The sequence below is a fragment of the Pseudoalteromonas sp. DY56-GL79 genome, assembly GCF_041414765.1.
Taxonomy (GTDB): Bacteria; Pseudomonadota; Gammaproteobacteria; order Enterobacterales; family Alteromonadaceae; genus Pseudoalteromonas; species Pseudoalteromonas piscicida.
Window position 1 is genome coordinate 73,291 of record NZ_JANHZS010000005.1, and the last position, 15,551, is coordinate 88,841.

Annotated in this window: 12 protein-coding genes; 7 read left to right on the forward strand and 5 right to left on the reverse strand. The window is 42.4% G+C overall.

Features of this window, described 5'->3' with window-relative positions; genetic code table 11:
* Positions 1-212 precede the first annotated feature (212 nt).
* From ubiG to yfaE, 5 genes are all read left to right on the forward strand, one after another.
* A complete protein-coding gene (gene ubiG, locus NO992_RS04975) occupies positions 213-923 on the forward strand; it encodes a bifunctional 2-polyprenyl-6-hydroxyphenol methylase/3-demethylubiquinol 3-O-methyltransferase UbiG (protein ID WP_010377022.1) in 711 nt (236 codons plus the stop codon).
* On the forward strand, positions 920-1,567 hold the full coding sequence (locus NO992_RS04980) for an HAD family hydrolase (protein WP_253106813.1): 648 nt from the start codon (positions 920-922) through the stop codon (positions 1,565-1,567). Before ubiG ends, NO992_RS04980 begins: the two co-directional genes overlap by 4 nt.
* Positions 1,568-1,922: 355 nt before the next feature.
* The gene (nrdA, locus tag NO992_RS04985) at positions 1,923-4,208 is read left to right on the forward strand and encodes a class 1a ribonucleoside-diphosphate reductase subunit alpha (RefSeq protein ID WP_010377018.1); all 2,286 of its coding nucleotides are present in this window, start codon (positions 1,923-1,925) and stop codon (positions 4,206-4,208) included.
* 53 nt (positions 4,209-4,261) lie between these two features.
* Complete coding sequence (nrdB, locus tag NO992_RS04990; protein ID WP_010377015.1) at positions 4,262-5,392, forward strand: class Ia ribonucleoside-diphosphate reductase subunit beta; 1,131 nt, start codon at positions 4,262-4,264, stop codon at positions 5,390-5,392.
* Positions 5,392-5,664 carry a class I ribonucleotide reductase maintenance protein YfaE gene (yfaE, locus tag NO992_RS04995; RefSeq protein ID WP_010377013.1) on the forward strand — a complete coding sequence of 91 codons (273 nt, stop codon included), beginning with the start codon at positions 5,392-5,394 and terminating at the stop codon, positions 5,662-5,664. The genes nrdB and yfaE overlap by 1 nt, the downstream gene beginning before the upstream one ends.
* Before the next feature lie 59 nt (positions 5,665-5,723).
* On the opposite strand, the gene NO992_RS05000 is transcribed toward yfaE, so the two are convergent.
* The gene (locus NO992_RS05000) at positions 5,724-6,248 is read right to left on the reverse strand and encodes a YaeQ family protein (RefSeq protein ID WP_253106814.1); all 525 of its coding nucleotides are present in this window, start codon (positions 6,246-6,248) and stop codon (positions 5,724-5,726) included.
* Positions 6,249-6,422: 174 nt separating this feature from the next.
* Between NO992_RS05000 and NO992_RS05005 the strand changes: the two genes are divergently transcribed.
* Positions 6,423-8,867 (forward strand): TonB-dependent receptor, encoded by a 2,445-nt coding sequence (locus NO992_RS05005; RefSeq protein WP_371374877.1) that lies wholly within the window; start codon positions 6,423-6,425, stop codon positions 8,865-8,867.
* 107 nt (positions 8,868-8,974) lie between these two features.
* Here NO992_RS05005 and upp read toward each other — a convergent pair whose 3' ends face one another.
* From upp to NO992_RS05025, 4 genes are all read right to left on the reverse strand, one after another.
* Positions 8,975-9,607, reverse strand: a complete 633-nt coding sequence (upp, locus tag NO992_RS05010; RefSeq protein ID WP_371374880.1) for a uracil phosphoribosyltransferase — start codon at positions 9,605-9,607, stop codon at positions 8,975-8,977.
* A gap of 12 nt (positions 9,608-9,619) precedes the next feature.
* Entirely contained in the window at positions 9,620-10,168 is a 549-nt protein-coding gene (locus NO992_RS05015; RefSeq protein WP_010376998.1) for an NAD(P)H nitroreductase, read from the reverse strand.
* A 185-nt stretch (positions 10,169-10,353) separates the two neighbouring features.
* Complete coding sequence (locus NO992_RS05020) at positions 10,354-11,061, reverse strand: DoxX family protein (protein WP_371374883.1); 708 nt, start codon at positions 11,059-11,061, stop codon at positions 10,354-10,356.
* A gap of 378 nt (positions 11,062-11,439) precedes the next feature.
* A complete protein-coding gene (locus tag NO992_RS05025; RefSeq protein ID WP_371374886.1) occupies positions 11,440-13,401 on the reverse strand; it encodes an FAD-dependent oxidoreductase in 1,962 nt (653 codons plus the stop codon).
* Between the two features lie 212 nt (positions 13,402-13,613).
* Between NO992_RS05025 and sppA the strand changes: the two genes are divergently transcribed.
* Positions 13,614-15,494 carry a signal peptide peptidase SppA gene (sppA, locus tag NO992_RS05030; protein ID WP_371374889.1) on the forward strand — a complete coding sequence of 627 codons (1,881 nt, stop codon included), beginning with the start codon at positions 13,614-13,616 and terminating at the stop codon, positions 15,492-15,494.
* The last annotated feature ends 57 nt before the right edge of the window (positions 15,495-15,551 follow it).

Here is a 15,551-nt window from a genome sequence, read left to right on the forward strand (position 1 = left end):
GTTGAGATGCTATCTGAATATCAAACTGCTTATTCTGCTGAAGCGCCAATTAAACGCACTTCAAAAAATAGCCGAATTGCCTCAGAGTATCAGCGGGGGCTTTGTTTATTATAAAATTCGTCAAGCATGCTAACACACTTTTTACCGTTTTACAGGTGCTATTTTTATCTAATCCCCTTTATAATGCGCTCAATTCGACGAGGAAGTTTTTTATGACCGAACATCAAAATGTAGACCCTAATGAAATCGCTAAATTTGAAGAAATAGCAGAGCGCTGGTGGGACCGAGAGGGAGAATTTAAACCATTACACGACATTAACCCTTTGAGGTTGGACTTTATTAACGATAAGTGTGAAGGCCTATTCGCAAAAACAGTATTGGATGTCGGTTGTGGTGGTGGGATTTTAACAGAAAGCATGGCTAAGCTGGGTGCAAATGCAACCGGTATCGATATGGGGCAAGAGCCGCTTAACGTTGCAAAGCTTCACGCATTAGAGGTCGGCGTTAACGTAGACTATCAAAAAGTGCCAGCGGAAGAATTCGCAGCCATGCACCAAAGTGAATTCGATGTAGTAACTTGCATGGAAATGCTAGAACACGTGCCAGACCCAGAATCCATTATTCGTTCAGTCGCACAGCTAGTTAAGCCTGGTGGTCATGTATTTTTTTCTACCTTAAACAAAACTACAAAAGCATATTTACTGGCTATCGTCGCCGCAGAAAAACTGCTTAAAATGGTTCCTGAAGGCACGCATGAGCATGATAAGTTTATTCGCCCTTCGACCTTAATTGATTGGGCTGAAAAGTACGACCTCAAAGTTAGAGCAGCGACAGGGATTAACTACAACCCTATCGGCAAAACATTTACCTTAACTAAAGACGTTTCAGTTAACTATATTCTACACTTTGAGAAGCTGGCATGATCCAAGCGGTACTATTTGATTTAGACGGCACCTTGCTGGATACCAGTGATGATTTGGGCGCTGCACTAAACCACGTTTTAACTGCTAATAAAATGCCTACTGTCGGCAAACAGGCATATAGCAGTGCGATTTCAAACGGCGTAGCAGCGATGTTGCAGGTAGGATTTGGTGAGTCACTAAAGCACTACGACACTAAGGTTTTACATCAGGGTGTGCTCGACTACTACCTGGAGAATTTATCAGTACATTCCCAATGCTTTGCGCAAATTGGTGAGTTATTAGCGGCACTTCTAGAAAAAGAGATTCAGGTTGGGATCATGACAAACAAGCCTGAGTTTTTAACACTTCCGCTACTAAAACAGATCCCTGAACTTGCAAAGATCGAGACAGTAGTATGCGGAGATACACTGGCGGTGGCCAAACCTCATCCCGAGCCTTTACTGTTAGTGGCGTCAAAATTGGGGGTTTCACCAGAGCAGTGTATTTATGTTGGCGATGCTGAACGAGACATTATTGCTGCAAAATCCGCAAAAATGATTAGTGCCGCAGCAATGTGGGGATTCATTCCATCTGAAGCTGAAGCTAAGTCTTGGTATGCGGATCTCTATCTTACTAACCCATTAGACACGTTATCGCATATTTAGTGTCGATAAAAAAATAAAACACCATATATTGTGTTTTTGCTATAATAGATACGAATTTGTGTAGAAAAAAATCAGTTAGAATTTTTTTTTATTTTTGCTGAAAAGCATCATCTTTTTGTTGATTTTTCTTTGTGGGCAGATAAGTGGAATGTCATAGGTTAGTGGATACTTACATAAATAAATTATCCCAAACTTATCCACAATTCTGCCCGAGTTGTTCTCTTGCAAATTCACGTCAACCCCACTATCTTGTGATCCCTAGCCACTAGGGCACCATATATAGTGGTGGTTTGCTAAACAATTTTATATTCGTGCGATATCTAAAGCGCGTTCCTAAGGAATACAGGCACATAACATGAACCAACAGCTATCTGTATGCAAAAGAAACGGTCGCAAAGAACCGTTAGATCTAGATAAGATCCATCGTGTCATTACATGGGCGGCAGAAGGCCTAGATAACGTCTCAGTTTCTCAGGTTGAATTAAAGTCACACATCCAGTTTTATGACGGTATTCGTACTGGTGATATCCACGAAACGATTATTAAAGCTGCAGCCGATCTGATCTCAAAAGAGTCTCCAGATTATCAGTATCTAGCCGCTCGTTTGGCTATTTTCCACTTGCGTAAGAAAGCCTATGGCTGTTTTGAGCCGCCGCACTTACACGACCACGTGGTAAAGCTGGTTGAAGACAAGCGCTATGATCAGCACCTTCTCACTGACTACACAAAAGCAGAGTTTGATGAGCTAAATAGCTACATCGACCATAGCCGAGATATGAACTTCAGCTATGCAGCCGTTAAGCAGTTGGAAGGTAAGTACCTTGTACAAAACCGCGTAACAGGCGAGATCTATGAAAGTGCGCAGTTCTTATATGTTCTTGTTGCTGCAAGCCTGTTTGCAAACTACCCGAAAGAAACGCGTCTAGATTACATTAAGCGATTCTACGATGCGGTTTCAACATTCAAAATTTCATTACCAACGCCAATTATGGCGGGTGTTCGTACGCCGACACGTCAGTTTAGCTCATGCGTACTGATTGAATGTGCCGATAGCCTAGATTCAATCAACGCAACTTCTTCTGCGATTGTAAAATATGTCAGTCAGCGTGCTGGTATTGGTATCAACGCTGGTCGTATTCGTGCACTAGGTAGCCCAATCAGAAATGGTGAAGCGTACCACACAGGATGTATACCGTTTTATAAGCACTTCCAAACTGCCGTTAAAAGCTGTTCTCAAGGCGGTGTGCGTGGTGGCGCAGCTACCCTATTCTACCCGCTTTGGCATCTTGAAGTTGAAAACCTATTAGTACTAAAAAATAACCGTGGTGTTGAAGAAAACCGCGTGCGTCATTTAGATTATGGCGTGCAGTTCAACAAAACCATGTATAGCCGCCTAATTAAAGACGACTATATCACGCTATTTAGTCCATCAGATGTGCCAGGTCTTTACGACGCATTCTTTGAAGATCAAGATAAATTCGAAGAACTGTATGTTAAGTACGAGCAAGATGAGTCTATTCGTAAGAAACGCATTAAAGCGATTGAATTATTCTCAATGTTTGCACAAGAGCGTGCGAGCACTGGTCGTATTTATCTACAAAACGTTGACCACTGTAATACGCACAGCCCGTTTGACTCTAAGGTTGCACCGATCCGCCAGTCAAATCTATGTCTTGAAATTGCACTACCAACGAAGCCGTTAAGCCATGTAAATGACCCTGAAGGTGAAATTGCACTTTGTACGCTTTCAGCATTTAACTTAGGTGCCATCAAGTCTCTAGATGAGCTAGAAGAGTTAGCAGAGCTGGCGGTTCGCGCACTTGATAACCTATTAGACTATCAAGACTACCCTGTTCCTGCTGCGTACAATGCGACGATGGGACGCCGTACACTGGGTATCGGTGTGATTAACTTTGCTTATTATCTTGCAAAGAACGGTGTTAAGTACTCAGACGGTAGCGCTAACGGCCTAACACACAGAACATTTGAAGCTATTCAATACTATCTGATGAAAGCATCGAATGAACTGGCAAAAGAGCGCGGCGCTTGTCCTAAGTTTAACGAGACGACTTATTCACAAGGTATCATGCCAATAGATACCTATAAGCGTGACCTTGATAAAGTCTGTGAAGAGCCATTACAACTTGACTGGGATGCATTAAGAGCAAGTATCCAAGAACACGGTATGCGTAACTCAACGTTGTCAGCCTTGATGCCATCGGAAACATCATCGCAAATTTCAAATGCGACAAACGGCATTGAACCACCTCGTGGCCATATCAGTGTCAAAGCGAGTAAAGATGGTATCTTGAAGCAAGTTGTACCAGAGTACGACCGCCTCAAAGACAACTATGAGCTACTTTGGGATATTCCATCTAACGATGGTTACCTTGCGCTAGTTGGTATTATGCAGAAGTTCATCGATCAAACTATCTCTGCAAATACCAATTATGATCCAAGTAAGTTTGAAGCGGGTAAAGTTCCTATGAAGCTATTGCTAAAAGACTTACTCACCGCGTACAAACTTGGTGTTAAGACACTTTACTACCATAATACCCGCGACGGTGCTTCGGATGCTCAAGATGAGTTGAAACCAGAAGCAGAAGACGATGGCTGTGAAGGCGGCGCTTGTAAGATATAACTTTTTATGCGGGTGGTCTTCACCCGCTTTTTTAGGTATTGAGTAACACATTTATGGCATATTCTACGTTTAGCAGAAATCATAACGACCAATTAAAAGAACCGATGTTTTTCGGGCAAACTGTTAATGTATCTCGCTACGACCAACAGAAGTTCCCTATTTTCGAGAAGCTAATTGAAAAGCAATTATCGTTTTTCTGGCGTCCAGAAGAAGTAGACGTAAGTAAGGATAGATTGGACTTCCAGGCACTTCCTGAGCACGAAAGACATATCTTTTTGAGCAACCTAAAATATCAAACATTGCTAGACAGTGTGCAAGGTCGCTCTCCAAACGTTGCACTTTTGCCGATCGTCTCCATTCCTGAGCTTGAAACTTGGATCGAAACTTGGGCATTTAGTGAAACGATCCACAGTCGCTCTTACACTCACATTATTCGTAATGTGACGCAAAACCCGGAAGTGATCTTTGACGACATCGTGGGCAATGACAAAATTGTTGAACGTGCGGATGCAGTGACCAAGTATTACGACGAACTGATTGAAAAGGTAAGCCTTTATAATCAGTACGGTGAAGGAAAACATGAAATTAACGGCACAACGGTCGTCATTAATTTGTTTGAGCTGAAAAAGCTTCTGTACCTTTGCATCATGTCAGTAAACATCTTAGAAGCGATCCGCTTCTACGTGAGCTTTGCTTGCTCATTTGCTTTTGCTGAGCGAGAGCTTATGGAAGGTAATGCAAAGATAATCAAGCTAATTGCTCGTGATGAGGCGCTTCATTTGTCTGGCACACAGCATATGCTGAATATCATGCAAGAAGGCAAAGACGATCCAGAAATGTCTATCGTGGCAGCACAATGCCGTGAAGAAGCAATTAAGATGTTTGTTGAAGCAGCTGAGCAAGAAAAAGAATGGGCTGAGTACCTGTTTAAAGACGGTTCAATGATTGGCCTAAACAAAGATATTTTGTGTCAATACGTTGAGTACATCACAAATATTCGTATGGCAGCAGTTGGTTTACCAACGCAATTTGAGACCAAATCGAATCCTATTCCGTGGATCAATGCTTGGCTTGTTTCTGACAATGTTCAGGTTGCACCACAGGAAGCTGAGATCAGCTCATACCTTGTTGGACAAATCGACTCTGAAGTTGATGCCTCAGACTTTGGCGATTTCGACCTGTAATGGTTGAAAAGCCACCCTTCCTAATTCAGGTTGAGAATATTAAGGAGCCACTGGAATATGTGGCTTCTTCGTCTTCGATACTCGAAACACTTGAAGCCGCAAATATTGAAGTCCCCTATCAATGTCGCGAGGGTTTTTGCGGCGCCTGCCGCGCCAAACTCATCGAGGGACAAACACAGTACGCGAACGAACCACTTGCTTTTGTGAGAGATGGGGAAATTTTATTGTGCTGTAGCAGACCCACAAGCCATATTAAAATAGAGTTGCCGTAAATAACCAAAACACGAGATAGTAATTTGTTCTCTAACAGCCGTTATCCCTAACTAATGCCTTAAATCAGCTTGGTAATTTGAGTACGAATATAGTGTTCACTATCAGTAACACTCATCGCCCCATTTTCAAAAATCACATCCCAATGCAAACTTCGCGTCAGCATTTCACACAATTCAGCTACAAAGTCCGTGGGAATACTAAACACAGAGAAAGATCCAATAAACTGTAATTGCGCTCGACGCTCTTCAAACCATTGCTCACCGCCAGCACACAACACCACAACCTTAGTATAAAGCTTTTCATACTTGAGTATCTCATCGACTTCTAAGGTACCAATAAACAAAGCGACTTCAACCTGTTCGTTGTCATCTTCTAGCCATACATCCGGCCAATATTTTTTCTCCGCCTTGCTCCACTTTGCCGGCTTATCAAAAGATAGTGCGCAGATCCCAAGCAGTTTCATCGCAAAGTGCTCGCTACTTTCTTTTGACAACATGGCAGTAGTAAACGCTTCTTCATGGTGGCTATGGTGAAATAAGTCAGCAACCTTAATCCTTGCCTTGAAAACAAATGGCTTATTCATTATGTTGTGCTCACTTTAGCTTGTTTCTTAACTATAGCTGTAATTCTAATTTCAACAATAACTAAGTTATAGTATAACGTTATTGATCCGCAAAATTTGTAGTGTTATATTATCACTCTATTAGTAGAACAGCTCACTCGTTCAATACATAACCTAACTCGTGGTAATAAAAATATGTTTAAGCAGTCTCTTATCGCCAGCGCATTAATTTCAATAATAGGTGCAGCGCCAGCTTATGCTGCACAACTAACAGGTAAAGTGGTTGATGCAAACAACCAACCGCTCAGTAACGCCACTATCCACCTTCATGGCAAAAGCAAATCGGTAAAGTCAGATAAATTTGGCCAATTTACGATTGAGCTTGATGCTGACTCGCAGCTTCATATCTCAAAGCCAAACTACTTAGACCATCGTATTAATGTTACCGAAGAACAAGGTTTCGTACGTGTTGAGCTAACACCAACGTCCGTTGAGAGCATAGTTGTTTATTCTTCTGCCCTGCACAAAAATAGTATGGAAATGACCTCTCCAGTAAGTGTATTAAGCGGTGATGAACTAAAAAACCGTGCAAAACCCACACTGGGTGAAACACTAAAAGGCCAACCAGGGATCAATGCTAGTTACTTTGGTCCGGTGAGTTCAAGCCCAATCATTCGTGGCTTAGATGGACCGAGAGTCAAAATCACACAAAATGGGTTAGACAGTAGCGATGCCTCGCGCGTTGGTCCAGATCACGCCAACACTAATGACTCGCTAGCCGCGCAACAGATTGAAGTGCTAAGAGGCCCAGCTACCCTACTATACGGCTCAGGTGCAATAGGTGGTGTGGTTAATGTCGTTGATAATCGCATTCCGACTGATGTGATCGAAAGCCTTCAGGGCGCTGCCGACTATAGCCATGATACCAACTCAAATACCAATACCTTTGCGGTGTTATTAGAATCAGGCTTTGACGGCTTTAACTTCCATTTCGATGGCGTTAAGCGTAAAGGTGGTGACTATGAAACCCCAAATTTTGCGCTACCTCATGAAGAACACGAGCATGAACATGAAGGCGAAGATCATGCCCACGAAGCAGAAGAGCATGAAACAGAGTACGCCAATCGCGTCGATAATACCTTTATCGACTCTGAGCAATTTAACTTAGGTACAAGTTATGTTGGCGATCATCTGACCGTTGGTTTCTCGTATGGCCGTGTTGATACGGACTATGGCATTCCTGCTCACTCTCATATTGGTCATGACCATGATCACGAACATGAAGAAGAAGGACATGACCACGAAGAAGAATCCGTATTTGCTCGAGTAAAGCAAGATCGTTGGCAAGGGCTTGTAAATTATGCAGTACACAGTGATTGGCTTGAATCTGTTGGTCTACGTGTCGGCTACACCGATTATGAACACGCTGAAATTGAAGATGGAAATATTGGTACTGTATTTGAGAATGATACAACTGAGTTACGCTTAACGGCGGAGCACCGCTTAGGAGAGTGGCACGGCACTGTTGGTTATCATTTCTCCGACAGCGATTACGCCGCGAACGGTGAAGAAGCTTTTACACCATCGACCAATACCAAAACGCACGCACTTTATATCCTTGAAGAACGTCGCTTTGGAGATTTTACGCTTGAGTTAGGTGCTCGAATCGAAGACTACCAGCTATCAAGTAAAGGTAACCAACTGGAAGCGTACGAAAACGACCATGACCATGACCATGACCATGAAGGTGAACACGACCACGACCATGGTGGTAACTTAGATAATGGGTTTATTTCTTATGACCTAGAAATGACTAATCTAAGCTTATCTATTGGTGGTGTGTACGACTTTGCTGAAGGTCAAAACGTTGCTGTTTCGCTGTCTCGCTCGGAGCGCGCACCATTAACCGCGGAACTTCTTTCAAATGGTATTCATATCGCAACCAGCACCTATGAACTAGGGCTTGGTTATGAGCTAGAAGGCGATCATTTACACTTTGAGCCACAAGATATTGAACAAGAGACATCAAACAACTTAGACATCAGCTTTAGAAAGTTCTCAGGTGACTTTGGCTATACCGTTAACTTCTTCTATAACGACATCGAAAACTTCTACTATCAAGCATTAACAGACTATATCTATAGTCCAGAGCACGGTTTAGAAGTGGCAGATCACGAACATGAAGGCGCTGTTCCAGTGTTTAAGTTTGAAAGCAGTGATGCCAAACTATACGGTCTAGAGTTTGATGCCCATTACAAATTAAGCAACTTTGCACGCGTTAAAGTGTTTGGTGACTCGCTAACAGCCAAGTTAGATAACGACGAATATTTACCACGTATCCCAAGTAACAAGCTAGGTCTTGATTACGAACACAGTTACGAGAACTTAACAGCTAACTTCACAGTGACGCATTACTTCAAGCAAGACAACATCGCCAGCTATGAAAGTGAAACTAAGGGCTATACGTTAGTGGATATGTCATTTAACTATGACTTTGAGTTTATGGGCAGTGACATGGTTGGTTATGTTAACCTTGATAATTTGACTAATGAACTCGGCTTTGTGCATAGCTCGTTTATCAAAGAGCAAGCCCCACTTCCAGGTCGTAACATTAAGCTTGGTATCAGAGGCTACTTTTAATACCGATTCCTTTCTTTTATAGAAACCAAAAAGCTACCTCTTATCGGTAGCTTTTTTATTTAACTTGAAACTGTGACACCTCAATTTCATGACATTAAATCAGTAAGTTATGCGCGAGTACCAAAAATTTTGTCACCAGCATCACCAAGCCCTGGGACTATATATCCTTTTTCATTTAGATGACTATCCAGCGAAGCGGTATAAATTTCAACATCTGGATGCGCTTCTTCCACCAGCTTTACTCCCTCTGGCGCTGCCACAAGTACAATCGCTCTGATCTCTTTTGAACCTGCTTTTTTTAGCATGTCGATAGTAGCAATCAGTGAACCACCAGTCGCAAGCATTGGGTCAATAACTAATGCAAGTCTGGCATCGATATTGCCCACCAACTTCTCAAAATAAGGCACAGGCTCAAGTGTTTCTTCGTTGCGCTGTAAACCCACAACACTCACTTTAGCTGCAGGGATCAACTGCAGTATGCCATCTAGCATTCCCAAACCGGCTCTTAAAATTGGCACTAAGGTGATCTTTTTACCTGTCAGCCTTTTAACTGTTAACTCGTTACCGTCCCAAGCAGAAATAACTTGATCGCTCAACGTCAAATCTTTTGTTGCTTCGTAAGTGAGTAAGTTGCCAACTTCTGAGACAATTTCGCGAAAGTTTTTGGTTGATATACCCAGCTCTCGCAAGAGTCCAAGTTTATGCTGAACTAATGGGTGATCAATTACATGTAATGCCATGGCTGCGTATCCTTATAAACTGCTAAAGAAATCTTCTGGTTTATGCCTTACTGGCTTTGTACACTGCACTGTAGGCGTGCCTAAATAAAGGTAGCCTACGATCTCATCTTTTTCATCGAGACCAAGTTGCTTTTTCACTTCAGGGCTTTGGGCAAAGTAGCCCGTTCGCCACACACCAGACAACCCCTGTGCAAAAGCCGCTTGCTGCATAGCAAGTACACTACAACCGGCACTTTGAATTTGCTCAATACGAGGCACTTTTGGATGTTCTTGATAAGGAGATACTGCGATGATCAACATAGGCGCGCGCTCTGGTAGTTGTCTCGCTCTATCTATCACCCGCTGCTCTTGCAGCTCTTTCACCGCCGCTTGATAATAGATTTCACCTAGCTTTTCACGGCCTTTTTCTTCTACTGTAATAAATCTGAACGGTGTTAAGCCACCATGATCTGGCACTTTTAGTGCTGCTTTTTTAATGATTTCTAACTGAGCCGGATTAGGTCCAGGAAAAGACAGATTGCTATCTGACTGGCGTGTTAAGAGTAATTCTATGGCGTCCATTAACTCATCCCGTGTTGTGCCTTCAAAATGGCCGTGAATTATACCAATTTGACTTATTACGTGTCTCGAAATAGACCAAATACTTAAGCAAATTGGTATTACGTGGCTTGTAGTCTACCATTTTCCCTTAAATTCGACTACGCGACATCACGGATTTCTGAATAGCATCCTTGCAATATTTCGTTTTACTCTGGAAGTAAATCGCGTTGTTTCCTATCAATAAGTATCCTCAACCAATAGTCGACACTGACATAACGTCCACCACCGGTAAAAAATAGTGAAAGTAGTAATACAAAGTAAGTTGCCGCAAATTCAATTCCATTGTTTAAAATAACAATATTGCCTTTTTCGTAGAGATAATTCGGTCTGCCATTTTCTTCGACTATCTCTTTAATTAAATCCAAACGTTGCTTTGCTGCTACGCTATTTTCTAAACTCACTTTGGCTTCGTCAAAGCCGAGCCAGTCTAATACTTTAGCGGCGCTAGTATCAGGATTTGTTGGCGTTACCGAAAACCAACCATGCTCCGAATGCACCGTAGTTGCAGCAACAACCATAGTCACCATGAGCGGTATAGACACTAAACGCGTAAGCAAGCCAAGCAAAATTAACCAACCACCTAAAAACTCCGTCCAAGCGGCGAGAAAGGCAAGCAAGTCAGGAAAAGGTAAACCTAAGCCCCATTCACTATTGCCAAACCATGCGACAATATCGGGATCGGCGAGGAGGCGTTGTAAAAATGTCGCGTCTGGATTAGACAAATTTAATTTATTGTAACCTGCAATGATCATAACTGGCGCGAGAATAAGGCGCATGAGTAATGGCGCGATACCAGAAAAATGTTGAGATAAATGTTGTAGTTGCCGATACGGCTTTAGTAGGTTGGCAAGCATATGCGGTCCATAGTTGATGTTTGAATTATCAGTATAGACCGCAGATTGGGTTGGGTTATTTCGTAAGGGCCTGTTAATCTTTCAAGTTTGTTTTTGCAGCAGTTTGATTGGTGTTTATACAAGGCAGAGCCTGCGTAGCATAGTTGTTCTATGTGAGTCAGGCGATAAAGACTTTGTGCTCCTGCAAAGTCACCTTACCCCACATCCTTGTGGGGCAACACAGAAGAGATGCCAATCAAGCGCTGCCCTATGGGTTCACCTGAGTGCGCTTTGTTCATTGTTGCTCAACTCTTGCTTAGATTACTAGGCGGCAAGTCGAGCGTCGCGACCAAAACACACTCAGGAGAACAAAAATCAAACAGTAAAGTTCAACAGACCCTAAATCTTTCTTGCTACCTGAAGGGCCTCTGCAATCGCTCGCTTAGCATCAATCGCTGCCGCCAGTTTAGCACCACCAATAACGTGCTGATTTTCAGGTAGTGCCTCTTTATCGAACAAGCTATCGTTAGAAACTTGTCCAATACAAGCAATGACTGTATCTACATCTAACAGCTGTTCTTCACCTGCTACTCTTACAGTCAAACCTTGATTATCAAAGCTGATATATTCGCATTCTGCAATTTGCTGAACATTGTGATGTTTTGCAACAGCTCTGTGGATCCAGCCAGTGGTCTTACCTAAGTCTTTACCAAAACGTCCTTCAGAGCGTTTTAACATATAAATCGGTCTTTGCTCTTGTGATGGTTGCGCTTCGCATTCTATTCCCCATTGAGATTTAAAATCAGGAATCGTTTGTTCTCGCTGTTCAGTTAAAAACGCTACCATGTCAAAGCCAATACCACCTGCGCCTAAAATAGCAATTTTATTACCTAATTCTACTTCACCCTTAATAACTTCGTCATAGGCAAACACACGTTTCCCATCTGCGCATTCTATTTTCGACATACGTGGGCTTACACCCGTTGCAAATACCACATCATCAAACGCATTTGCCATTGTTTCTTCGTATGGTGTATTTAGGCAAAGCTCAACGCCTAAGCGATTTATTTCGCTGACATAGTATTTAAGCGTATGTTGGAAGTCTTCTTTACCTGGTATTCGCATCGCTAAATTAAACTGACCACCTAACTCGCTACCTTTATCAATCAACTTGACTTGGTGGCCTTTTTTGGCGAGATAGTAACTTACAGACAACCCAGCAGGTCCTGCGCCAACAACGAGTACTTGTTTTTTCTTTTGGGCACTCTGAAGTGGATAATCCAATTCAAATCCGGCTTGTGGATTCACCAAACATGTTGCTCGTTTACCTTTAAATACATGGTCTAAACAACCCTGATTACAGCCGATGCAAATATTGATTTGTTCTGAGCGCTGCTCTTGATATTTATTAAAGAATTCAGGATCAGCCAGTAACGGACGCGCCATAGAAATAAGATCAGCATCTCCTTTAGCTAAAATGTCATTAGCAAGATCTGGGGTGTTAATCCTATTTACTGCTACAACAGGTATATCAACGGCTTGTTTTAATCTATGTGACGCTTCACGATAGGCACCTGGAGGCACCATCGACGCAATTGTTGGAACACGCGCTTCGTGCCAACCAATACCAGTGTTGAGAATATCCACACCTGCCGCGACCAAAGCTTTGGCTTGAAGCACAACTTCTTCTGGTGTTGAGCCATTTGGGATTAAGTCCATAACTGACAAACGAAAAACGATAATGAACTTATCGCTCACTTTTGCTCTAACCGCTTTTACAATATCTGTTGCCAATCGCATTCTGTTTTCTAAGCTACCACCATACTCATCGGTGCGTTTATTGGTATGATCCGCCATAAACTCATTGATTAAATAACCCTCTGAGCCCATGATCTCCACACCATCGTAGCCTGCTTTTTCGGCCAATTTAGCTGAGTGAGCAAAGTCTTTAATCGTACCTTTGATGGCACTTAAGCTCATTGCTTTTGGTTTATATGGATTAATCGGTGCTTTAATCGCACTAGGTGCAGTGTTGAATGGATGATATGCATAGCGCCCAGCATGTAGTAACTGTAGACAAATTTTGCCGCCGTGTTTATGTACTACATCAGTGTATGCTTTGTGTTTAATTACATCGTATAACGAGTTAAAAGAAGAAGAAATTGGTGTCAACTTACCGCGTAGGTTTGGACTGTAGCCACCGGTTACGATCAGACCCACTCCACCTTTTGCTCGTTCCTCATAAAACGCAGCCAGTCGCTTTCGGTTGTGCCACCCTTCTTCAAGCCCGGTATGCATTGATCCCATTACCAAGCGATTTCGCAAACTGGTATGTTTAAGTTGTAGTTCTTGTTCTAACATTTGCCGCCCCACAAAACTGGTCTTACCTGTGAACATTAACGTTTTTTTATTATTTGGCAAGTCTTAAGGAGAAAGAAATTAACGAATTTGCCAGCATTGGCGATATTTCAATCATGAAAATACTTCGTTACGTTTTTCTATTATTCATGAAACTCGCTCTGATATATGATAAATGTATAGCGTTGTATTGAAGTTAAGCATAAGGGATCATTTTGAAACTGATAGCGAATATTTTTAAAGGCATTTGGGCCACACTGAACTTTTCCAGGCGATTAATTCTAAATCTGCTGTTTTTATTCATTCTTATCGCCATAGTGATAAGCATTGTATCTGGTGAGGATCAGGTTAAGGTCGAAAATAAAAGCGTATTACGTTTAAACCTGAACGGTATCATAGTCGAACAATTAACCTATGTTGACCCTGTTGAGGCGGCCATGAGTGATGCTTTTGGTGACTCAGAAGAGCCAAGTGAAATTTTACTAGATGATGTCATCGATGTTATCAATAAAGCAGCTCAAGACGACCGAATTACCGTGATGTATCTTGATTTACAACGTCTTCATAGCGCCCATCTCGATAAATTACGAGATATCAAAGACGCGCTCGCGCAATTCAAAGCAGCAGGCAAAAAAATCTATGCGCATGGTGCTTATTACACTCAAGCTCAATATTATCTCGCCTCAGTAGCCGATGAAATTTCTCTACACCCTTACGGTGGGGTTAACATCACCGGTTTTGGCATGTACCCGCTGTATTTCAAAGAGGCTCTTGATAAGCTTAAAGTTACGCAACATATTTTCCGCGTTGGTACATATAAGTCGGCCGTTGAGCCTTATATTCGCAGCGATATGTCACCTGAAGCAAAAGAGTCGAATCTTGGATGGATCACCCCGCTTTGGACACAATATAAAATAGAAGTGGCCGAAAACCGCGGTTTTGATGTGGCTAATTTTGATGAGACCTTCGCTGCATTAACAGACAAAATGGAAGCGGCACAAGGCGATTCAGCCAAATACGCTATCGACAACCAATGGGTCGATGCGTTAACGACCAATCAGGCATTTGCACAGAAACTGATCGATGAAGTTGGTCTCGATGCAAAAGGAAAATCTTTTAAACAGGTCTCGTTCAATCAATATCTATCGACGTTGCCGCCTAAAGAGTTTGCAGAAAATCCATTTACCGAAAAAGTCGCAGTGGTTGTTGCTAAAGGTCAAATCTCTGATGGCAAGCGTAAAGCTGGTGCTATTGGTGGCGATTCAACAGCTGCACTACTTAAAAAGGCCCGCCTTAACGACAAAGTGAAAGCCGTTGTACTAAGAATTGACTCTGGCGGTGGTAGCATGTTTGCTTCTGAAACCATTCGTAATGAAGTTATTGCACTAAAAGCCGCTGGAAAACCCGTGATAGCATCAATGGGTTCAGTTGCAGCTTCTGGTGGTTATTGGATTGCAGCGTCAGCTAATGAAATTTGGGCATCACCAAGCACGATCACGGGTTCTATTGGTGTATTTGGCATGATCATGACCTTTGAAAATGCAGCAAACTCATTAGGCATATACTCTGATGGTGTTGCAACAACCGAATTAAAAGGCCAATCTCCATTCAGAGGGATAGATGGTGGCTATAAAAACCTTATCCAGATGGGGGTTGAAGATGCCTATGATAAGTTTATCTCTATGGTTGCAACCGAGCGAAACCTTGATAAGTCAGCGGTTAACGATGTTGCGCAAGGACGAGTCTGGCTAGCAACTCAGGCGCTTGATTTTGGCCTAGTTGATAAGTTAGGTAACAAGAACGATGCCATTGAAGCAGCAGCAAGTCTTGCCAATTTAGAGATGTATGATGTTATCACTATAGAACAAACACTCACCGAGCAAGAAAAGCTGATGCAGCAATTATTCGGTGCATCTATGGTGCAAAGCGCCATTAGTGCCCTTGTACCTGAGCAATCGATATTCGCAAAAACTGCATTAAATACCCTAGACAGTGTTAGCAATACAATAGCACTACAAACTCAGATGTTAGGCCAGCTTAACGATCCTAACCATGTCTATACGCTTTGCTTAGTGTGTAACGTTTCACCTGAGTAAAATCGATTAAGCACTGCAATTGTGGTGCTGTAATTGTTATACTGAGCCCAGATTTTA

What these genes read in the sequence shown, in the direction of transcription:
- ubiG (WP_010377022.1), top strand. Translation starts at nt 213, where the DNA reads ATGACCGAACATCAAAATGTAGACCCTAATGAAATCGCTAAATTTGAA.
- NO992_RS04980 (WP_253106813.1), top strand. Translation starts at nt 920, where the DNA reads ATGATCCAAGCGGTACTATTTGATTTAGACGGCACCTTGCTGGATACC.
- nrdA (WP_010377018.1), top strand. Translation starts at nt 1,923, where the DNA reads ATGAACCAACAGCTATCTGTATGCAAAAGAAACGGTCGCAAAGAACCG.
- nrdB (WP_010377015.1), top strand. Translation starts at nt 4,262, where the DNA reads ATGGCATATTCTACGTTTAGCAGAAATCATAACGACCAATTAAAAGAA.
- yfaE (WP_010377013.1), top strand. Translation starts at nt 5,392, where the DNA reads ATGGTTGAAAAGCCACCCTTCCTAATTCAGGTTGAGAATATTAAGGAG.
- NO992_RS05000 (WP_253106814.1), bottom strand. Translation starts at nt 6,248, where the DNA reads ATGAATAAGCCATTTGTTTTCAAGGCAAGGATTAAGGTTGCTGACTTA.
- NO992_RS05005 (WP_371374877.1), top strand. Translation starts at nt 6,423, where the DNA reads ATGTTTAAGCAGTCTCTTATCGCCAGCGCATTAATTTCAATAATAGGT.
- upp (WP_371374880.1), bottom strand. Translation starts at nt 9,607, where the DNA reads ATGGCATTACATGTAATTGATCACCCATTAGTTCAGCATAAACTTGGA.
- NO992_RS05015 (WP_010376998.1), bottom strand. Translation starts at nt 10,168, where the DNA reads ATGGACGCCATAGAATTACTCTTAACACGCCAGTCAGATAGCAATCTG.
- NO992_RS05020 (WP_371374883.1), bottom strand. Translation starts at nt 11,061, where the DNA reads ATGCTTGCCAACCTACTAAAGCCGTATCGGCAACTACAACATTTATCT.
- NO992_RS05025 (WP_371374886.1), bottom strand. Translation starts at nt 13,401, where the DNA reads ATGTTAGAACAAGAACTACAACTTAAACATACCAGTTTGCGAAATCGC.